Annotated in this window: 19 protein-coding genes and 1 pseudogene; 6 read left to right on the forward strand and 14 right to left on the reverse strand. The window is 62.8% G+C overall.

Annotated elements, in window-relative coordinates; translation table 11 throughout:
* The 4 genes and pseudogenes from M3484_RS10450 to M3484_RS10460 all read right to left on the reverse strand — a co-directional run.
* On the reverse strand, positions 1-1,349 hold a 1,349-nt coding region (locus tag M3484_RS10450), incomplete at its 3' end, for a hypothetical protein (protein ID WP_249496815.1).
* Positions 1,349-2,206, reverse strand: a complete 858-nt coding sequence (locus M3484_RS10455) for a hypothetical protein (RefSeq protein ID WP_249496816.1) — start codon at positions 2,204-2,206, stop codon at positions 1,349-1,351. The genes M3484_RS10455 and M3484_RS10450, both read right to left, overlap by 1 nt.
* 187 nt (positions 2,207-2,393) lie before the next feature.
* On the reverse strand, positions 2,394-2,528 hold the full coding sequence (locus M3484_RS23640; protein WP_283258394.1) for a hypothetical protein: 135 nt from the start codon (positions 2,526-2,528) through the stop codon (positions 2,394-2,396).
* A 101-nt stretch (positions 2,529-2,629) separates the two neighbouring features.
* Positions 2,630-3,061, reverse strand: a pseudogene (locus M3484_RS10460) (transposase); the annotation flags it as partial.
* 658 nt (positions 3,062-3,719) lie between these two features.
* On the opposite strand from M3484_RS10460, the gene M3484_RS10465 reads away from it, so the two are divergent.
* A complete protein-coding gene (locus tag M3484_RS10465) occupies positions 3,720-3,944 on the forward strand; it encodes a hypothetical protein (protein WP_249496817.1) in 225 nt (74 codons plus the stop codon).
* Between the two features lie 22 nt (positions 3,945-3,966).
* Positions 3,967-4,833 (forward strand): aldose epimerase family protein, encoded by an 867-nt coding sequence (locus tag M3484_RS10470; protein ID WP_249496818.1) that lies wholly within the window; start codon positions 3,967-3,969, stop codon positions 4,831-4,833.
* A gap of 8 nt (positions 4,834-4,841) precedes the next feature.
* Here the strand turns inward: M3484_RS10470 and M3484_RS10475 are convergent, their stop codons facing one another.
* The 4 genes from M3484_RS10475 to M3484_RS10490 form a co-directional block, all read right to left on the reverse strand.
* On the reverse strand, positions 4,842-5,768 hold the full coding sequence (locus M3484_RS10475; protein ID WP_249496819.1) for a putative B6 ABC transporter permease subunit 1: 927 nt from the start codon (positions 5,766-5,768) through the stop codon (positions 4,842-4,844).
* A gap of 7 nt (positions 5,769-5,775) precedes the next feature.
* A complete protein-coding gene (locus M3484_RS10480; protein WP_249496820.1) occupies positions 5,776-6,846 on the reverse strand; it encodes a putative B6 ABC transporter permease subunit 2 in 1,071 nt (356 codons plus the stop codon).
* Positions 6,843-8,411: a putative B6 ABC transporter ATP-binding protein gene (locus M3484_RS10485; protein ID WP_249496821.1), complete on the reverse strand. Its 1,569-nt coding sequence runs from the start codon at positions 8,409-8,411 to the stop codon at positions 6,843-6,845. The genes M3484_RS10480 and M3484_RS10485 overlap by 4 nt, the downstream gene beginning before the upstream one ends.
* A 98-nt stretch (positions 8,412-8,509) precedes the next feature.
* Entirely contained in the window at positions 8,510-9,544 is a 1,035-nt protein-coding gene (locus tag M3484_RS10490; protein ID WP_249496822.1) for a putative B6 ABC transporter substrate-binding protein, read from the reverse strand.
* 159 nt (positions 9,545-9,703) lie between these two features.
* Here M3484_RS10490 and M3484_RS10495 point away from each other — a divergent pair, with 159 nt between their 5' ends.
* Positions 9,704-10,072, forward strand: a complete 369-nt coding sequence (locus M3484_RS10495) for a hypothetical protein (protein ID WP_249496823.1) — start codon at positions 9,704-9,706, stop codon at positions 10,070-10,072.
* Positions 10,073-10,392: 320 nt separating this feature from the next.
* On the forward strand, positions 10,393-11,160 hold the full coding sequence (locus M3484_RS10500) for an SDR family oxidoreductase (RefSeq protein ID WP_249496824.1): 768 nt from the start codon (positions 10,393-10,395) through the stop codon (positions 11,158-11,160).
* Positions 11,161-11,180: 20 nt separating this feature from the next.
* Here M3484_RS10500 and M3484_RS10505 read toward each other — a convergent pair whose 3' ends face one another.
* The 6 genes from M3484_RS10505 to M3484_RS10530 form a co-directional block, all read right to left on the reverse strand.
* A complete protein-coding gene (locus M3484_RS10505; RefSeq protein WP_249496825.1) occupies positions 11,181-11,888 on the reverse strand; it encodes a GntR family transcriptional regulator in 708 nt (235 codons plus the stop codon).
* A gap of 61 nt (positions 11,889-11,949) precedes the next feature.
* On the reverse strand, positions 11,950-13,164 hold the full coding sequence (gene ppaT, locus M3484_RS10510) for a pyridoxamine--pyruvate transaminase (protein ID WP_249496826.1): 1,215 nt from the start codon (positions 13,162-13,164) through the stop codon (positions 11,950-11,952).
* A gap of 1 nt (position 13,165) precedes the next feature.
* Positions 13,166-14,512, reverse strand: a complete 1,347-nt coding sequence (locus M3484_RS10515) for an MmgE/PrpD family protein (RefSeq protein ID WP_249496827.1) — start codon at positions 14,510-14,512, stop codon at positions 13,166-13,168.
* Positions 14,512-15,420: an NAD(P)-dependent oxidoreductase gene (locus M3484_RS10520; RefSeq protein ID WP_249496828.1), complete on the reverse strand. Its 909-nt coding sequence runs from the start codon at positions 15,418-15,420 to the stop codon at positions 14,512-14,514. The genes M3484_RS10515 and M3484_RS10520 overlap by 1 nt, the downstream gene beginning before the upstream one ends.
* A gap of 27 nt (positions 15,421-15,447) precedes the next feature.
* Positions 15,448-16,200: an SDR family oxidoreductase gene (locus M3484_RS10525; RefSeq protein WP_249496829.1), complete on the reverse strand. Its 753-nt coding sequence runs from the start codon at positions 16,198-16,200 to the stop codon at positions 15,448-15,450.
* Positions 16,197-17,057 carry an N-acyl homoserine lactonase family protein gene (locus tag M3484_RS10530; protein WP_249496830.1) on the reverse strand — a complete coding sequence of 287 codons (861 nt, stop codon included), beginning with the start codon at positions 17,055-17,057 and terminating at the stop codon, positions 16,197-16,199. Before M3484_RS10530 ends, M3484_RS10525 begins: the two co-directional genes overlap by 4 nt.
* Before the next feature lie 188 nt (positions 17,058-17,245).
* On the opposite strand from M3484_RS10530, the gene M3484_RS10535 reads away from it, so the two are divergent.
* Positions 17,246-17,662, forward strand: a complete 417-nt coding sequence (locus M3484_RS10535) for a carboxymuconolactone decarboxylase family protein (protein ID WP_092902376.1) — start codon at positions 17,246-17,248, stop codon at positions 17,660-17,662.
* A 65-nt stretch (positions 17,663-17,727) separates the two neighbouring features.
* Positions 17,728-19,215, forward strand: a complete 1,488-nt coding sequence (locus tag M3484_RS10540; RefSeq protein ID WP_249496831.1) for a 4-hydroxyphenylacetate 3-hydroxylase N-terminal domain-containing protein — start codon at positions 17,728-17,730, stop codon at positions 19,213-19,215.
* Positions 19,216-19,265: the final 50 nt, after the last annotated feature.

Raw genomic sequence — 19,265 nt, forward strand, 5'->3', positions numbered from 1 at the left:
CGCTGCACATCGCGCAGCGGGTTAGGAAGGTGGTCAACAGAGGTTGCCAACATCCATTCGTCGGACATGCGCTCGTCAATACGCTCCGGAAGAACCTCCACAGTGATAATAATGACGCCCGAAACGTCCTGTTTCGGGACGTTAAGAGCGACCACCGCCGAGGCGCGACCCCGCGTCAGAGACGCTTCGAGATTGCCGCTGTCAGTGGCGAACCGTTCGGCCATGCCGAACGCTACGCGCTTGCTATCAAGCAGCCACGGGCGCGAGAACGCCTCGTCAGGGACGTTAAGGCCCTGCATAAGGTGCGCAACGATTGTATTGTCGTTACGCATCCCCGTACTGTCATTGCCAGCGTAAGCCGTACGAAGCTTGGCAAATGCCTGGGTGGTGCGGGCCTTGTCGATATCCGCAAGGGTGACAGAGATACTGTCACCCGCGAAGTTGCCCTGAACACCGGCAATGAGCGCATGAAGCGACGTGCCGGGGTCAAGGTAAAGGTTCTGCGCCGTAGCCCCAACAGCATGAAGATTGCCCGGGTTGCCTTGAGCAGCCGGGGCGCTAACCTCATTTGAACCAAGGGCCTTGGACGACGAACCCGGAAGTGCCGCACCAGTTGACGCTTGCTTAATACGTTGCGAAGCCCGGTCAACCGTCGTGGTTTTCGCTTCCACGGGAATATTGCCGGAAAAATTGATTGTCCCGGCGATAACGTCGAGGTCGAAGGATCCGACAACAAGAGCGCGCTCATAGTCGGGAACGACCCGAGAAAAGCGCGAAGAGGGCCAGAAGGCCGGAGGCAGCTTTGTCGCTTCCGTCATATTTTCGACCGCATACTTGCGGAGCGGAAGCTTGGAGGAATGCGCGGCGAGCCTGAAATTGTAGATCAGATTGAACGCGTCAATCAGATCACCATTGATTGGCGTATTGGGATTAACATGGATACCGAGCGCTTTAAACAACTCGGAATTGATCGCCGCTGTCAGATTTGCCCCGCTGATCGTCTGAAAGAACCCCGGCGGGGTGCGCTGTTGAACGCCAGAAGCACCGAGCGATTTGATCGGTTCACCGGTACGAGCGTGAAGCAATTCGTCCATTCCGGAGAATTGCGGGTGAGCCGACTTAGGCACGAACCACGCCTGAACGTTGGCAGTAACGCCATTAAGGAGCGGTTTCGGCATTTCACGCAGTTCGAGGTCAATACCGGCCTGACCGCCGCAGCTGTCACCAGCAAGCAGCGGGATATAGCCGACAGGAACGACCTTACCGGCACGGCCGGAGGTCATAGTAACCGATTGATCCGGGCGGACAGTACGATTGAAGGTAACGGGAGTTGTCGATTGACGTGCCATCAGGGCGCCTTTCGTTTATTTGGGGGAGTTGTAGAAATGCCGTTTCCGACTTTCCAGAAGGGGCGGTTATCATCAGTGTAACCATCAGGCGCGGCACCGAATTCTTGCCGCAGCCTATGAGCAGACCACTCGCGCGGATTGTCGGATGCATTATCCGCAACGCCAATAGCGCGACCAAGACCTCCCCACGTTTTACGAGGAACGCCCGCCGCCTCAGATTTAAGCGCCCGACGTTCAGCGTGAGTTGCAAACGTGTTCCATGCATCAGCACCTATGACGCCGAGGCCATAAACCCACGAAGCAACATCGCCGCCGCGCTTTTCGATCTCTTCCGCATCAGACCAACCGGTATCCGGAATTGAATCAATTCCGGCAATGCGCACCGACGTTCTTTCGGGATTGCTGGAAATGCGCGGTGGAGCAGATGCAACATTTGATTGCACCTGCATAGAGGCGTTTCTACCAAGTGGTGAAACGCCGCCAACAGCGTCCGCAGCCTTACCGGCCTTGAGACGCTCGATTTCAAGCTTTGCGAGATCAAGCTTGAGATTTTCTTGCTGGCGGCGACGATCAGCGTCACCCGAGGTAATGTCTCCGATTTCCCGGAAGCCATCAGAGAGCATGTCGAAGGACGCAAGCGGAGGGCCACTTGCACCAAGGCCAGTACCGGCGGTTTGACCATGCTGCAGAAGAGTAAGACGGTTGTAACCGTACTTTTCTGCGCCCTCCTCAATGCCTTGTAGCTGAGAGAGGAGATTATCGCGAGGCGTCGGGTTCTTGGGCTTCTTACCGAAAAGGCCCTTGAGGCCCCCAAGAACCTCAACGACGCCAGAGGCAATCGAAAAGGGATCAGCCATCAGGCAGGCCCCCTTGTGATCAGTTCCAGAAGAACGTCAAAAACCTCCGCATCCGAGACTTCGGGCGGGTAGATTTCATTGCGCAACTTGCGCCATGTAGAGGTTTGTTTCAGGCGGCGAGGATCGAATACGATCGTCGCACTGTAGGTATCAATCGATACCACAACGCCCGGAGGCCTGACGCCCATTAGACAGAGGCGACCGAGAAGGGCAGCACCGCGCCAAGACCACAGGCGATGGGCTTGGCATCGGGGAAGATATAGAGGATACCGGCGATCAGAACGCCGAAGGCGTAAGGCAACAAGGGTTGCAGTTTCTGCATGACAGAAGCCTATTTGTGATAGGTTGTCGCATAAGCCTAATTATGTAACAAAACTGCCAAAGGCCGTCCCGCGTTCGCTAGGGTCAGGCCTCGTTCTCGGTTCATAACCGGAAGATGACGGTTGCGGCGAGAGCTATGGCGGACAGGAAGACCTTCGGACATCTGTCGTAGCGTGTTGCAACGTATGAGGACGATCAGAAAACAGTCCGGTGGACTGCTTTCCCGACGATTGCCAATCTTTGAGCCTGCTGAAACATGGCCTCGATGCGGTTACGGCGCGTGTCGTCCCTGATCGGCTTGCCACGTGACTTACGGCCGGGAATGCAGGGCTTTATGCCCTTATTTTTCAGTGCATCCCTGAGCCAGTCGGCATCATAACCCCTGTCGCCGAGCAGCCATTCCGCCTGCGGCAAACTACCGGGGAGCGCAGCTGCCCCCGTATAATCACTGACCTGACCAGCAGTCAGGAAGAGGCAGACCGGGAGTCCATCCGCATCGGCAACGGCGTGCAGTTTGGTGGCAGCGCATCCTCGAAGGCTGTTTCCACTGAAAATACGCCGAAAGCACCGATCTCTGCGAGAAGTTTTATGCGATTGGCAGCCTTGTGCTCCTTAACGGGGCAAAGGTGCTGATCGGCACGCACTGTCTGTCACTGCAACTGTCGGTGTCTCTACTATGCGCCACCCGCCGGATGCGGAATGCGCAACAAGGAGTTTAAATACACGCATCTGATCACGACCAATGGCAACGTCTGGATCGGGGCCGGTGCCACCCTTGTATCGCTCATAATGAGTGCTGCGGGTTCTTTGGTGCGGAGGCGCTACCGGTAGATGTGATCTGTGGAGGCAGTACCACTCAGGTGATGAAGGCGATTGCCGCGGCCGCTCCCCTTGGTTTTGTGCCGTGACCAACCTCACTGAGGCTGCTTTCGGGAAGGGATGCGGTCCGCCTGAGCGGGCGGGCGGCTTTTGTCGCCGGGGCCCGGCCCGTCACCTGACCGGCGCGCGACCGTTACAAGGCCTTTCGCCGACAGCGCGGACTGAGGCCTCTGTTCACCTTTCGCGAAGTTCGCGAACGCGGCCCGCTCGCTCATCTTCCCCGACCAGCATAGCGCGCTGCCCCCCCGGCGCCGCGGATATCGGGCTGAGCCGCCGATTGGGTGCGGTATTGGCCCGGAGCGGGGCGGAGGGTATGATCCGTTGCAGTGGCGTTAAATCCTTTTGCGAGGCGCAGTTGCATGGCGCAGCCATTCTGATCGTGTGCTGGTGCCGGGACGGTCACGACGATGCGCGCCGCGCGGCCGATATTGGCTGCAAGGTGACGATGCATCCCCGTGATTTTGCGCCGGCGATGCTGGCCGAAGTGACAAAGGGCGGCTGGAACATACGCCAATGCAGGCGGCATAAGCGGTCATGACCGCTGATCGGGAGAATACAGAATGACTGAGAGGATCAGGCTTGAAAATGGATCTCTGACGGCGGAAATCGCTGTTATGGGGGCAGAGTTGCGGTCATTGAAACACGGCCCGCGCGAGGTCCTGTGGCTGGCCGACCCGGCGTTCTGGGGCCAGTCGAGCCCGCTTCTCTTCCCGATCTGTGGCCGGGCCATCGACAACCGCGTCAGCGTTGACGGGGTCGATTATCCGATGACCATCCATGGCTTCGCGATGGCAAGCCGGTTCACGCTGGTGGAAACCACTCCTGACAGCTGCATTTTCAGGCTTGAGGCCGATGAAACCAGCCGCCGCCTGTATCCTTTCGCATTCCGGCTGGAACAGATCTACCGGCTGGAAGCTGACCAGCTTGACTGCCGGACACGGGTTGAAAATACCGGCACCCGGCCGATGCCCTTCAGCTTTGGCTATCACCCGGGCTTTGCCCTGCCCTTGCCGGGTGTGACTGGCGCGCATGAGGTGCGGCTCCTGAACGGTGCCGCACCTGCGCCTGCGGAACAGCGCGAGAATTTCCTGACCGGCGGGCAGATCCCATCACCATTTGACGCCGGGCGGCTCGCGATCCGGGACGAGACCTTCTTCCCGTCATCTTCGATCATCCTCGCCGAAGGCGCGGGGGACGGACTGTTTTACGGATCGGGCAACCGGGGTCTGGTGATCCGCTGGCAGGGGCTGGAAAACCTGGTCCTCTGGCGCCCGCAGCAGGCCGGGTTCCTGTGTGTCGAACCCTGGCAGGGCCTGCCTGGACTGATCGGCGCCGGGCCAGAACTGGCGGCACGCCCCTACAGCCTGACCCTCGCCCCGGGTGAGGCGCGGGAATTCGGGCTTTCGGTCGATATGGCGGCGCTTTAACCCCGGTCTTACCTGGAGCCCCGCTCGAAGCTTTCGCCAAGGGCTGCAGGCAGGCTCGCCTTGCGGCCGGCGACCAGCAGAACCAGCATGACCATGGCGAAGGGCAGCATCTGGATCACATCGACCGGCACATTGACGCCCGCGACCTGAAGCGCGGTTGTCATCGAAAGGCTTGCACCAAACAAAAGCGCGCCGCCCAGCACCCAGAGCGGGCGGCCCCGCGCCAGCATCGCAAGCACGATGGCGATGAACCCGTTACCATGGCTCATAAAGGGGATGAAGACACCCGCCACCGCGACCGACATGAAGGCGCCGCCAAGACCGGCGAGCGCGCCGGTGGTCAGCACCGCCAGGGCGCGGGTGCGGATCACATCGACGCCAGCCGCATCCAGCGCGGCCGGCTTGTCGCCCGCCGCCTGCAGGGCCGATCCGAGATGGGTCATGCGGTAGATCCAGGCAAAGATCGCCACCAGGATCACCGCAAGATAGACCACCGGATTATGATTGAAAAACATCGGCCCGAGGATCGGGATATCGGCGAGGCCCGAGATGCGCCAACTCTGCATCCCGTCAAGCCTCGGATAGGATCTCGAGAATTGCACGAAATGGAGCAAAGCCGTGAGGCCCTGGACCAGCAGCGTCAGCGCGATGCCGATCACGATCTGGTTCAGCCCCAGGATGACGCAGAACACCACCATCAGGCTTGCCACCAGCGCCCCCGCCCCCGCGCCTCCGACAAAGCCGAGGGCGGAACTGCCGCTTGCCCAGGCGGTCAGGAAACCGGCATAGGCCCCGGCGAGGATCATGCCCTCAAGGCCGATATTCAGCACCCCCGCCTTTTCCGAAAGCTGCTCGCCCAGACCCGCCAGCAAAAGCGGAATTCCCGCCATGACGGCGCCAAGGAAGAGCGTGATGAGGAAGGTTTCCGTGAACATCGGGGCCTCAGTCTCTGGCGCGCGCGCGGCGGCGCTTGTCGGCATATTCGGCAAGGCCGAGGGTGATCAGCAACAGCGCCACGATGACAAGCGAGAAGAAGCTCGGAACACCGAGGCGGCGCGCGGCACTTTCGCCACCGATGGTCAGGGCGGAAAACAGGAAGACATAGGCGATGGATCCGAACCCGTTCAGCCGCGCCAGAAACACCAGCGGCACCACGGTCAGGCTATAGGCCGGGTTCCAGTCGGCGCGCACATTGCCCTGAGTGCCGAGAATATCGACCGCACCCGACAGCCCCGCAAGGGCCGCCGAGATCGCAAAGACCGCGATGGTCAGCTTCGGCACCGACAGCCCGGCATGGATTGCCGCGCGTGGGTTCGCCCCCACGACCCGCAACCGCATACCGAATGCCGTCCGCGTCATCATCAGATGCACAAGGATCACCACCACGAGCCCGATGATCAGCCCCGAAGAAACCGTCGTGTCGAAAAGACGCGGCAGCCGTGCCTCGACCGGCAGTGTCCTGGTCTGCGGCGTCGTGGTGGCGGGGTCGAGGAATGCGAGCTTTACCAGCACATTGGCGAAGGAAACGCCGAGAAAACTCATCATCAGCGTGGTGATGATTTCATTGATGCCCTGATACGCCTTGAGGATCGCAGGCAAGACCGACCAGACCGCACCCAGCACCGCTCCGATCACCAGACCCAGCACCAGCACCAGCCAGACCGGCATCCCGGCCGCATAGATCAGCGGCGTCAGCGCAGCGACCAGCACGGCGGCCAAAAGAAACTGCCCGTCGCCGCCGAGGTTCCAGATCCCGGCACGAAACGCCACGATCAGGCTCGCCGCAATCAGAAGCAGCGGCCCCATTCGGGTCAGCGTCGCCTCGAGGCCCGAGGGCCTCAGGATCGAGCGTTCGACCACGAAAGCGTAATAATCCAGTGGGTTGACCCTCATCGCAATCAGGATCAGCCCGCCAAGCGCCAGCGCCGCAAACAAAGGCCCGATCAAAAGCGCCAGCATCCGGAGCCAGTCGCGGCCCGCGCGCGGCGGCGCAGTCACACTCGTGTCACTCATAGGCTGTCTCCCGCGCTCATCAGCCGGCCAATGGCGTCGCGCGCGCCGGGTCCGTTCTCCACTATGCCGCAGATCCGGCCCCGGTCGATCACCGCGATACGGTCGGCAAGTTCCAGCAGTTCATCCAGATCGGTCGAGATCAGCAGCACGGCCTTCCCCGCCGATGCCGCCTCGCGGATGCGGGCCCGGGTCGCGCGGATATTCTGCACGTCAAGGCCATAGGTCGGCTTGGCGAAGATCACCGCCTCGGCCGCACCGGTCAGTTCGCGCGCCAGAAGAACTTTCTGGATATTGCCGCCCGAAAGCTTGCCGACCGGGGTCTGCACCCCCGGGGTGCGGATGTCGAATTTCGTCACATGATCTTCGGCCTGGGCTCGGATCGCCTGCGGGTTCTCGACCCCTTTCTGCCAGAAAGGCGAAGACCCGATCTCTTTCAGAAGGAAATTCACCGAAACCGGGAAAGTGCCAACCGTGCCCTCGCCCAGCCGGTCATCGGTCACATAGCGCAGCCCTGCCGCGCGGCGCCCGCCGACAGTCAGCGCGCCGATCTCGCGCCCGTTCAGCCGCACAGATCCCCCCGACGGCACCTGCCCCGAAAGCGCCTCGGCCAGTTCCTTCTGGCCGTTGCCATCGATGCCGGCAAAACCGAGGATCTCGCCCTGATGCACTGCGAAAGTCGCGTCCTGCAGCGGGACACGGCCAGAGCCCGCGGTCAGGCCCCGGACTTCCAGCACCACCGGCCCCAGGGCGCGCGGCTCGCGTGCCGCCGCCTCGCTTTGCCCCGCGCCGCTGCCGAACATCAGCGCGATGATCCGGGCCGTGTTTTCCGCATCGGTATGGGCGCGCAATTCCTCCGGCCCGATCTCGCCCGCATTCTTGCCGAGGCGCAGCACCGAAATCCGGTCACCATAAGCCAGCGCTTCGTTGAGCTTATGGGTGATGAAGATGATCGCCAGCCCCTCCCCCACCAGGCGCCGCATGAGTTCCCCCAGCGAGACCGCCTCCTGCGGCGTCAGCATTGCCGTCGCCTCATCCAGGATCAGACAGCGCGACCCCCGCATCAGCGCGCGCAGGATCTCGACCTGCTGGCGCTCGCCCAGCGACAGCGTCGCGACCAGCGCGAAAGGATCGACCCGGAGGCCAAGCCGCGCGGCGGTCTCAAGGATGCGCGCCGCCTGGCCCTCGCGGTCGGGGCGTTTCCACCAGCGGCCGCCAAGGGTGAAATTATCGACGACCGACAGCGACGGCACCAGCATCGAATGCTGAAACACCGTGCCGATGCCCAAAGACAATGCATGACGCGGCGAGGTCACGGTAACGCGCTTCGCCCCGATCTCGATATGCCCCTCATCGGGCTGTTGCAGCCCGGAAAGCATCCCCACCAGGGTCGATTTCCCTGCCCCGTTTTCGCCCAGGAGAACATGGACCTCGCCCGCGTAAATCCCGGCACTGACATTGTTATTTGCGATCACGCCCGGATATCTTTTCGTCACGCCTTTCAGCGCAACAACCGGGCCGGGGGTTGCGGATGGCGCATCCGCCATCGCCCCGACAGGTGCCTGCATGGAGTGGTCCTTATGGAATACCCGCAGCTCTTTCGGCCTTGCGGGGCGCATGTCACTGGCGGGCGGGGCCTGATCGACCCCGCCCCTGCAGTCGCAGCTTACTCGACAGTTTTCACCAGGGCATGCACGCTTTCGGCGTCATATTTGGCCTCGACCCTGATCGCGCCGGAAATCACCTCGCCTTTCAGCGCCTCGATCTCGGCCCAGACATCATCGGGGATATTCGCGGTCTTCAGAAGACGCAGACTGTTATCCGAGAGTTTGATGTCATAGTTCTTCTCGCCATAGGTGCCCGCCTTCAGATCGGCGATCATCGCGGAATAGACCGGGGTCAGATCCCAGACCACGGAAGACAAGAGATGACCCTTGTCGATCGAAGTCTTGTCGCCGATCACGTCGATGAAATAGGCTTTGCCGCCATCGGTTGCGGGTGTGGTTTCCACGGCCTGGAGCATCCCGAAAGACGATCCGTTGCCCTGGCCGAAGATAATATCCGCGCCCGAGGCGATCACGGTTTCCGTCACGCGCTTGCCGCCTGCCGCATCGGCATATGCTGCCGGGCCGATCACCGCATAGCGGACCTCGACCCCGGGCTTCTCGGCCTTGACGCCTTCGGCGAAGGCGATGGACATATTGTTCCAGGACGGCGGCTCACCTGATACCACGATACCGACCACGCCGGTGCGGGTCATCTTGGCGGCCAGACGGCCCGCAAGATAGGCGCCATCCGAGCCGGTCGCGGTGTAATCGGCAACTTTGCCCTTCGAGAGCTTGTCGGGCATATCGACAATGGCCACCGGCACGCCCAGCTCTTCGCCGATCTCGGGCGCAGAGGTGTTATAGCCCGAAGCATGGCCGATCAGGAGACCGGCACCGTCTTCGGCCAGTTCACGCAACGTAGGGCGCACATCGCCATAGCCGAGGTTTTCGGCCACGATGACCTCGATCCCCGCCGCAGCAGCCGCGGCTTTGGCCGCATCGACGCCTTGCTGATTCCAGCCCATGTCGGTGCCCATCTCGGGCGCCAGAATTGCAATGGAATCAATCTCATCCGCGGAAGCAACAGCCCCCCAGCCCACAAGGGCGAGTGTAAGAACTGCGCGGCTGACACTGCCGGTAATCGTCTTTTTCATCTCATCTTTCCTTGTTGTCGTTTTACAGTTGACAGTCAGCCGCCGCCCGGATGCCATCCGGTCAGTTGAAACCCGAACACACGGCTTATGATGCAGTTGACCCGCATACGCTCTGTTACGACCCCTGCTCTGGCGTTCGTCACCAGTCTGGCCGGAGCGATGACTGCACCGGCATTTGCCGCGCAGCATAGTGTGGAAATCGCAATAACCAATACCGGAGATGCGGGCCTCGCCTGTGGTGCCGCGATTGCGCATTGGTTCTCGGAAGACCTGGGCCATGCGGCGCCGGGCGAGACCCTGGAATTCAGGTTTGGATATGACCTTGCAACCGGAACGGTGTTTCGGCTGAATGATGTTGGCGATGAAATGGCGGTGCAACGGGTCTGGTGCGGTCTTGCGGGCAATGCCTGGCCCACCCGCGCCGAGATCCCGCTGGAGCGGCGGGCGGGCGAGGCCCCTGCGCCGGTCGCGCTGGATTGCGCGGCGGCGGAAGGCACCACCCGCTGCACGGCCAAAGCGGCTGAATGACCGCCCGAACCTGCATCTCTCGCCGCAAAGCTGAACATCAGACCCCTTCCGTTTGAGGGACATCATGGCAGGTATCGTTCGGGAAAACCCCTCTGCCGCCTGCCTGACTTCAGGGAACTTCCCCTGCGGCGGCATAAGAAACCAGGTCCCCGATTGACAGCACAAGAATACGATAACATTATCATACCGTAATACAATGTGAAAAAATCCTTCACCCGCAGCCTGGCTGAAATTTCCGTCACATGGCTGAAATTTCATCATATTTCCGGGGCGAGTGCCGGAATTTTATCCGGCCATGCCGGAAGAAACAGGAGAATATCATGCGCAGCGCCATCGTCACCGGGGCAAGCCGCGGCCTCGGAAAAGCCTTCGCCATTGGCCTCGCCCGGGATGGATTCGCGCTCTCCCTCGCGGCGCGCGACGCGAATGCGCTTGAGGAAACGGCGCGCGAGGCACGTGCCGCCGGGGCGCCGCAGGTGATCATCACCGCGACCGACCTCTCACGGCCCGAGGCAGCGGGCGAGGTCGTGCAGGCCACGCTTGATCAGCTGGGCCGGATCGACGCGCTGATCAACAATGCCGGCGCCACCAAACGCGGCGATTTCCTCGCGCTGACGGATGAAGATTTCCTCGAAGGCTTCGCGCTGAAATATCACGCAACCGTCCGGTTCTGCCGCGCCGCATGGGAGGCACTGGCCGTCTCAAAAGGCGTGATCGTCAATATTTCCGGCGTCGGCGCCCATACGCCCGAACCCGATTTCACCATCGGCGGATCGGTCAATTCGGCGCTGATCAATTTCACCAAGGCGATCTCGAAACGGGCGCAGGGCTCGGGCATCCGCATCAACACGCTCTGCCCCGGCCATATCGTCACCGACCGTCTCGCCCGCCGGATCGAAACCCGGGCGGCGGAACGCGGCATCAGTTTCGCTGCCGCGCAGGAAGAGATGCGTCTCGAACATGGCATTGCCACTTACGGCCAGCCGGACGAGGTCACCAATGTGCTGCGCTTTCTGTGCAGCCCGGCGGCAAGTTATGTCCACGGCACCGTGATCAATGTCGATGGTGGGGCGACGCCCGGACTCTGACCGGGCGGGCTGATGGGCATTCAGCCCTCAGCGGCTTCCTCGGCGATGCGCTTCTTCAGGATCCCGATCGCAACCTTGCCGGCATTCATCACGTGGCGCGCCGCGAGTTTACGCGCCTCTTTCCCGCGTCGCGCCGCAAGATGGTCGACCAGCTCTGCCAGTTCCAACAGGCTTTCTGCGGTGCGGCCGGGAGCCGCCAGAGAGGTCGCGCGCAAGACCATCACCCGCGCGTTCAGCGCAGAGAGGGTATGTCCAAGCGCCTCATTATGGGCTCCGAAAATAAGGCTCTCGTAAAAGGCGTTTTTCGCGGTCAGCCGCTCCAGCGGGTCGGTCATATTGCCGATGCCCTTGAGGACCTCGAACGAGGCTTTCAGCGCGGCGATATCTGCATCGGTCGCATTGCGGGTGAAAAGCTCGCAGGCGAGCCCCTCCAGTTCGATCCGGACCTGGTAGATGCCCTCGGCCTGTTCCGGCGTCAGGACCGCCACAATCGGCCCGCGATGCGGCACGACCTGAACAAGGCCTTCGCTTTCCAGCTGGCGCAGGGCTTCACGCACGGCGGTCCTGGACACGCCGGTCATCTCGCAGAGGTCGCGCTCGGTGATACGCTGCCCGGCGGTGAAATAGCCAAGCGCGATCGAATTACGGATGCTCTCGGTTACCGAATGGCGCACCGGCGCGGCGGCCTTGGTCACACGAAATTCCAGCGGAAGGGCTTTGCCGTTCATTCCATACCATCATGATCGGGGCAGCAGCGCAGTGGGCACTGGCGGCCATATGACAATGTTACTATACGACAATCGCCCCTGGTGAAAGGACCGTCTCTCCGGCGGCGTCGATCACCGAAAGCGCGGCCGCAACTCCGGCGCCCGGGTCGATGCCTTTGACCCCCATCGCGCGCATCCCCCCGGCCATCGCGGCCACCGCGACCAGCGCATAGGTCGGCTTCGCGGTCGGCCCCATATGGCCGATCCGGGTCAGCCGGCCCAGCGTCTCGCCGCGCCCCGAAGACAGCATCACCCCGTAACGCGCCCGGATCAGCGCGCGCAGCGCCGCTTCATCGACGCCCTCAGGCGTGGCCACGGCGGTGCAGGTTGGCGAGGCGATCTCTTCGCGCGCCGGCCAGAGCCGCATACCGGCGGCGATAATCCCGGCGCGACAGGCTTTCGCGGTCAGCGCATGGCGGGCCCAGACGGCCTCTTCGCCCTCGGCCAGATAGACATTCAGCGCGGCATCCAGCGCGTTGATCTCGGAGACGGACGGCGTGAAGGGAAAGCCCTGCCCCGCCAGATGCGCCTGCCGCCAGTCGGCAATCGAGAGGATCGAGTCTTTCGGTGCATCGGGATTGGCAGCGATCTTCGCCCAGCCGCGATCTGACACATGCAAAAGCGACAGGCCCGGCGGGCAGCCGAGGCATTTATTCGGCCCGGTGATGAAAATATCCGCGCCGCAATCTTCGGGCAGCACCTTAACGCCGCCAAAGGCCGAAACCGAATCGACGATAAAGATCTTGCCCCCCGCCCGCACCACCGCGCCGATCTCATCAACCGGGTTCAGCGTGCCCGACGGCGTGTCGTGATGGCACAGTGACACCACCGCCACGTCGGGCCTGGCCGCCAGGGCATCCGCCACGGCCCCCGCCGTCAACGCCTCGTTATAAGGCACCTCCAGCTCGATCACCTCACCGGCATAGCGCGCCGCCCAATAGCCAAAGCCCTTGCCATAGACCCCTGAGACCAGGTTCAGCACCACATCGCCCCTGGCGATGACCGAGGCAGCGGCAGCCTCCAGCCCCAGCACCGGCTCGCCCTGCAGGATCACCGGCGGCGTGTCGGTATGGAAGGCGCGCTGAACCTTCGCATTGACGCTTTCATAGAAGTCCAGAAACGCCGGATCGTAATCATAAAGCACCGGGCGCGAGAGCGCGCGCAGCACCTCGGGATAGGCATCGACCGGGCCGGTGGTCAGGGTCATAACCGGCGGGGCAATCGGTTTTCTGGTCATTTCAGGCTCCTTTCGGCGGGCGCGTCATGGCGAGGAAGGCCGCGGCATTGTCAGTCTCTTCGATCCCGGTCAGCGCAGCGACCAGCGCGCCGGCATCCGGCACGGCTCCGTTATGGCGAATCTGACCGGCGAGTTTCGCGGCAAGATCTTCGTCGGACAACGGATATTCAAGCCCGCCTTTCGCAGCATCGACGCGGCGGGTGAGACTGCTGCCATCCGCAAGGTCCAGTCTGACCTCCGCCGTCTCCAGTGAAAAGCCCGGATCATCACAAAAGGCCAGCTTCGCGCCAAAGGCACGCAAGACCGGGTCCGCGGCTGCCGCATCGGAAAAGGCTGAAAGCCCGGCCTCGCCGCGGATAAGGCTTACCGCCACCGCATGTTGCGCCGAGACCTGGGCGAGCCGCCCCGAAGTCACGCCGGGCCGATCGGTGCGCTGTCTGAGCAGCGGGTGGCCGGTCAGGATGACACGCGTGATCTGCGCCGCTTTCAGCTCGTGATGCAGCGCCAGACAGGTCTCGATCACCGGGTTCAGCACCACACCACAGGGATAGGGTTTAAACGTGTTGTGCAAAACCTCCCACCGCTGGCCCAGATCTTCAAAAGCGGTCAGATCGGGGGCATCTGAATGCAGCTCCAAAAACCCCCGCCTGCCCTCCAGCGGCGCCTCCGGGCCGGTAAACCCCCGCTGCGCCAGCAGCGCCCCCATCAGCCCCGCCCGCGCCGCCTGGCCGACCGACAGGCTTTTCGACATCGTTCCCAGCGTTTCCACCGAGCCGGCATTCTGCGCCAGCGCGTGCCCCATGGCATCGACCATCTGCGCCCCGGTCAGCCCGAGGATCTGCCCCGCAGCCAGCGCCGCCCCAAAGGTCCCGCAGGTCGATGTGATATGCCAGCCACGCGCGTAATGCACAGGATGCAGCGCAAGGCCGAGGCGACAGGTCACCTCCATCCCCGTCACAAAGGCCCCGATCAGCGCCTTGCCCGAAACCGGACGCCCCTGCCCCGCCAGGGTTTCCGCCAGCGCCAGCACTGCCGGGCCGACCGGCGCGGCAGGATGGATCACGGTCGGGATATGGGTGTCGTCATAGTCGAAAATATTCGCAGCCGCCGCGTTGATATACGCAGCCCAGAGCATATCGGCGCGCTCCTCCCGCCCGATCAGGCTGGCGGTGGTGGGGCCGGAAAATGCCGGCAGCAGCGCGGCCAGCCGGTCAATCGCGCCCTCGCGCGCGCCGCCGATTGCGCAACCGGTCATGTTCAGGAAAGCCCGCCGTCCCGCCACCCGTACCGTAACTGGCAGCGGGCCGGGATCAGTGGCAAAGGCAGCGATCCGGCGGCTGAGGGACATCAGCCGGCGGCCTTGCCGCGCAGCTCGGTGCCGGCCCAGGCCTCCAGCGGGCGGATGATCTCGGTCATATCGGCATCGGGGCCAAGCTGGGCTCTGGTGATGGAAAACAGCGTCCTGACCGCATTCCCCACCAGCATCTGACAGCCAAGGCGCTCCGCTTCCTCCAGCGCGAGCCGGATATCCTTCAGCGACAGCGCAATCGCAAAACCGAAATCAAACCCGCGCGACAGCACGAAACGCGGGATCTTGTCCGTACTGGCCGAGGTCCGCCCCGATCCCGCATTCAGCACCTCGATCATCACATCGGCATCGAGCCCCGCCCTGGCGCCCATCACCATCGCCTCGGAGGTGATCGCAAGCGAAGCGGCCGAGCAGATATTGTTGATCAGCTTCATCACCTGGGCCTTACCGGGCTCATTGGCCACGCGAATGACCTTGCCCAAAGCCAGCAGCAGGGGTTCGACCCGTTCGAAATGCGGCGACGGCCCGGCGGCCATCAGCGCGAGCGTCCCTTTCTTCGCGCCCGCCACGCCGCCCGAAACCGGGCTGTCGATCAGCGCGATGCCGGACGCCGCCAGCACATCGGCCAGATCCATCTCGGCCTTGGGGCCAGTGGTGGAAAGATCAACCACCCGCGCGACCATGCCGGGATGCGAAGCGATCTCGCGGCCGACCGCCAGCACCACTTCGGGCGTCGGGAGCGAGAGGAAGACCGTCTCTGCGCGGGCGCAAAGTGCCTTCAGGGAACCGGCATCCTCTGCGCCCTGCGCAACCAGCGCAGCCACCGCGCCTGCATCGCGGTCATTCACCAGCAGCGATGCACCGGCGGCGATGATATTCGCGGCCATTGGCCGCCCCATATTGCCCAGACCTACAAATCCAAGGCCCGCAAAACACGTCTCAGCCATCTCGCTCTCCTGTTGCCGCCCCGCCCCTCAGGCAAAGGACCAGCCATTATCCACCGGGATCGCCGCCCCGTTGATCCCCGCGCTCGCCTCACCGCACAGGAAGACCGCCAGCGCCGTCACCGTCTCCATCGGGATGAATTTACCCCCCGGCTGGCGGGTCGCGAGAAACGCGCGTTCCGCCTCCGCCGTGCTGATACCACGCGCCTCGGCCAGTGCCCTGATCCGTGCCAGCGCCGAATCCGTCGCCATCAGCCCGGGGCAGATCGCGTTGCAGGTGATCCGGGTCTCTGCAAGCTCCAGGGCGACAGTCCGGGTCAGCCCGGTGATCGCATGTTTCGTGGTGACGTAATCGGCCCGGCCCGCCAGCGCGATCAGGCTATAGACCGACCCCATATTGATGATCCGCCCCCAGCCCTTCGCCTTCATTCCCGGCAGGCAGGCTTTGATCAGCCGGAAGGGTGCCGAAAGATTGACCTCCAGCGCGCAGTCCCAGTCTGCATCGGGCAGATCCTCGACCGCAGCCATCCGTCGGATCACGGCATTATTGATCAGGATATCTACCCCGCCGAGATGATCTGCGGCCCGCGCGGCCAGGTCCGCCGCTGCCCCGGTACGCGCCAGATCCGTGACGAGACTGCCAGACCCCAGCTCTGCCGCCGCCCCGGCAACCACAGGCGAAACATCGGACAGAAACACCCGGTCGCCCGCAGCGGCAAAGGCCTTCGCCAGCCCCAGCCCAAGGCCTGACGCCGCGCCGGTGATCAGCACACCCCGGCTCATGCGCAAAGCTCCGCGAAGGGGATCAGCGGCGCCACATCAAGGCGCACTGCAACGCCCTCGGGCAGCTCTGGCACGGGGGGATAGACCCGCATCACCAGGGGATCATGGCCCGGTATGATGTGATCCATCGAGGGCGCGAGCGTCGCCAGCCGCTCAAACCCCACGCGCAGCTGCGCCTCATCCCAGAGGATAGGGAAAGGATTGCGCCGCGCGAGATTGGCATAGAGATGCGTCGCATCCGAGGCGATCAGCACCCGCCCCCGCGCGGTCGGGACCGACACCGCCTGCAGCCCGGCGCTGTGGCCCGGAATTTCGTGCAGGGTGATGCCATTGCCGAGATCGTGATCACCACGATAAAACCGGATGCGCCCTGCGTAAAGGCTGCGGATGTAATCGACGATGTTTTCCACATCGAACACGCCCCGCGCGGCCGGATCACAGATACAGGGGCCGGTGGCATAGGCCGCTTCGGCCTCTTGCAGATGGAAGGTCGCGGCCGGGAAATCGCCAAAGCCGCCCGCGTGATCGTAATGCAGATGCGTCAGGATCACCGTCTTCACCTGATGCGAATCGATACCTGTCAGCGCCAGCGCCTCGCGCGCGGTCCGGTGCAGCTGCCGCCCCCGCCGGAGTGCGGCATCCGGCCCGAATCCGGTATCGATCACGACGACCTCATGCCCGCGCCGCGCCAGCCAGATGAAGTAATCCAGGTTCGATCCCGCCTCATGCGGATCGGCGGAAACAGCGGCGGCATCCAGGAAATTCTCGCCCGCCTGGCGGCCCGCATGTTCGGCATATCGCAGTGCAAAAAGCTCGAAAACCGCCGCCTCGGCCGGAGGTAAGTGCTGATCCTGCATCGCGGCCCCGCCTCCTCTTTGCGGCTGCCTCATTTGCGGGCAGCGGTGTTTTGTCTATCAGTATGACCGTAATCCTGTCATACAATCTGTTGACAGGTCAAGCACGCCATGCCTAACCTGAGCGCAGTTCAGCAGGCCCGTCCAACCCGACTGTTTTGGCCCGCGCCCCATCCCCAGCGGAGAATGACATGACCCGTCCCGAATTCGAGGGTGAGCAGTTTCAAAAAGGGCTGCAGGTCCGCCGTGAGGTGCTGGGCGACGCCTATGTCGCGCCCTCCCTTGCCAATGCCGATGAGCTGACCGCGCCCTTGCAGAAACTCGTGACCGAATGGTGCTGGGGAGAAATCTGGACCCGTCCGGGGCTGGAGCGCAAGACCAGATCCTTTCTGAACCTTGGAATGCTGATCGCGCTGAACCGCCCGCATGAGGTCAGGCTGCATGTCCGCGGCGCGCTGAACAATGGCGTGACGGAAGCCGAGATCATCGAAGTGATCCTGCAGGCCGCGATCTATTGCGGCGTGCCGGCGGCGCTCGATGCGATGCGGTCGGCAACCGAGGTGATCCGCCAGATGCGCGATGAGAAATCCGCCGCCGAAAAGACCTGACCTGCTTTCGCCACAGCCCCCGGCACGAGGGGCGCGGCATGTCATCCCAACAGGAGAACACCCCCGTGACACAGGGAAAACCAGATACGATCAACGGCAGGCCGCATCGGCTGAAGACCGGTGCGGAATATAAGGACTCGCTGAAAGACAACCGGCAGATCTGGGTCGGCGGTCGCAAGCTGGCCTCGGTCTATGACGAACCGGCGCTGGCGAAAGGCATCGATACGCTGGCCTCGATGTTCGACGATCAGTTCGACCCGGAATACCAGGACGCGACCACCTATTATGACGACAGGATCGGCGCCGTGATTTCCCGCGCCTGGCAGGTGCCGCGCTCGAAAGAAGACCTCGCCGCGCGGCGCAGGATGATCGAATATACCTCGCTGAAAACCGCTGGCACCTTTGGCCGCCCGCCGGATCTGTCGCCGGCGATTGTGGCCGGGCTTTACGCTTACCTCCCGACCTTCCGGCAGAAGAAGTCGATGATCGATGGCATCGACCCCGATTTCGGCGCCAATATCGAATCCTATATGGAATATGGTCAGAACAACAATCTGACCGCCTCGGAAAGCCTTGCCGGGCCACAGGCCGACCGCTCCTCGCCGAAAGCGTCCGAAGCCTCGATGCTCAAGGTGAAAAAGGTCACGAAAGACGGCGTCTATATCTACGGCGCCAAGACCGTGGGCTCGATCGCCGCCCAGGCCAATGACATCTTCTTCACCAATCTCGGCGGGCTGATGGAGACGCCACCTGAGGCCTGTATCTGGGGGTCCGTCCCGATTGACACGGATGGGATCAAGATGATCTCGCGCGAGATGGTCTCGCAGCCGGAGGCGTCGAAATTCGACCATCCGGTGTCATCCCTGGGCGAAGAAGCCGACCAGTTCATCGTCTTCGACAATGTGTTCGTGCCGAAAGAGCGTCTTTTCAACCTTGGCGACCCGACCGGCATGTCATGGTATGGCCCGGTCTGCGTCTACGCCCATTGGCATGTGCTGACCCGCCTCGCCGTTAAGGCCGAGCTCTTCGTCGGCGCAGGGCAGATGGTGCTCGACTATCTCGGCACCGGCAAGATCCCGGCAGTGCAGATGATGCTCGGGCAGCTGATCGAATACGCCCAGACCCTGCGGGCATTCGTGACCGCAGCCGAGGCGCTGGCGGTGGAGTTGGAAGGAGGCGTCGTGCGCCCCGATGTCGGAATGCTGACCGCAGGGCGGCTTTATTCCATCGAAAACTACCCCAAGATCATCCATATCCTGCAGGAGATGTGCGGCCAGGGTCTCGTCATGCGCTTTGGCAAGAACGCGTTTGATAATCCCGATGTAGGCCATTTCCTGCATGAGCTGCTGCCCGGCCATGGTGTCTCTGCCATGGTCAAGGAACAGCTGATGAACTTCATCTGGGATATGACCTCCGGCTCGCTGGCCGGCCGCGTGGCGCTGTTTGAGAACGTCAATGCGACACCGGCACCGGCGCTGCGCGCCCGCCTCTATAACGAAGTCAAGCGCGATGCCTATGTCGCCCAGGTGAAGAAGATCGCCGGGATCGAATGACCCCCGCCTTCCCCGCCCGGTTCAGTCTCGGGCGGGCCATTGCGGATTCT

The organism is Pseudomonas sp. GX19020 (genome assembly GCF_023371075.1).
GTDB lineage: Bacteria > Pseudomonadota > Alphaproteobacteria > Rhodobacterales > Rhodobacteraceae > Pseudogemmobacter.

Excerpts from the sequence above, each read along its gene's own strand:
- M3484_RS10495 (WP_249496823.1), top strand. The coding sequence starts at position 9,704 with ATGACTGCACCGGCATTTGCCGCGCAGCATAGTGTGGAAATCGCAATA.
- M3484_RS10475 (WP_249496819.1), bottom strand. The coding sequence starts at position 5,768 with ATGTTCACGGAAACCTTCCTCATCACGCTCTTCCTTGGCGCCGTCATG.
- M3484_RS10520 (WP_249496828.1), bottom strand. The coding sequence starts at position 15,420 with ATGGCTGAGACGTGTTTTGCGGGCCTTGGATTTGTAGGTCTGGGCAAT.
- M3484_RS10490 (WP_249496822.1), bottom strand. The coding sequence starts at position 9,544 with ATGAAAAAGACGATTACCGGCAGTGTCAGCCGCGCAGTTCTTACACTC.
- M3484_RS23640 (WP_283258394.1), bottom strand. The coding sequence starts at position 2,528 with ATGCAGAAACTGCAACCCTTGTTGCCTTACGCCTTCGGCGTTCTGATC.
- M3484_RS10470 (WP_249496818.1), top strand. The coding sequence starts at position 3,967 with ATGACTGAGAGGATCAGGCTTGAAAATGGATCTCTGACGGCGGAAATC.
- ppaT (WP_249496826.1), bottom strand. The coding sequence starts at position 13,164 with ATGACCAGAAAACCGATTGCCCCGCCGGTTATGACCCTGACCACCGGC.
- M3484_RS10515 (WP_249496827.1), bottom strand. The coding sequence starts at position 14,512 with ATGTCCCTCAGCCGCCGGATCGCTGCCTTTGCCACTGATCCCGGCCCG.
- M3484_RS10530 (WP_249496830.1), bottom strand. The coding sequence starts at position 17,057 with ATGCAGGATCAGCACTTACCTCCGGCCGAGGCGGCGGTTTTCGAGCTT.
- M3484_RS10465 (WP_249496817.1), top strand. The coding sequence starts at position 3,720 with ATGATCCGTTGCAGTGGCGTTAAATCCTTTTGCGAGGCGCAGTTGCAT.
- M3484_RS10500 (WP_249496824.1), top strand. The coding sequence starts at position 10,393 with ATGCGCAGCGCCATCGTCACCGGGGCAAGCCGCGGCCTCGGAAAAGCC.
- M3484_RS10525 (WP_249496829.1), bottom strand. The coding sequence starts at position 16,200 with ATGAGCCGGGGTGTGCTGATCACCGGCGCGGCGTCAGGCCTTGGGCTG.
- M3484_RS10455 (WP_249496816.1), bottom strand. The coding sequence starts at position 2,206 with ATGGCTGATCCCTTTTCGATTGCCTCTGGCGTCGTTGAGGTTCTTGGG.
- M3484_RS10535 (WP_092902376.1), top strand. The coding sequence starts at position 17,246 with ATGACCCGTCCCGAATTCGAGGGTGAGCAGTTTCAAAAAGGGCTGCAG.
- M3484_RS10485 (WP_249496821.1), bottom strand. The coding sequence starts at position 8,411 with ATGCAGGCACCTGTCGGGGCGATGGCGGATGCGCCATCCGCAACCCCC.
- M3484_RS10505 (WP_249496825.1), bottom strand. The coding sequence starts at position 11,888 with ATGAACGGCAAAGCCCTTCCGCTGGAATTTCGTGTGACCAAGGCCGCC.
- M3484_RS10480 (WP_249496820.1), bottom strand. The coding sequence starts at position 6,846 with ATGAGTGACACGAGTGTGACTGCGCCGCCGCGCGCGGGCCGCGACTGG.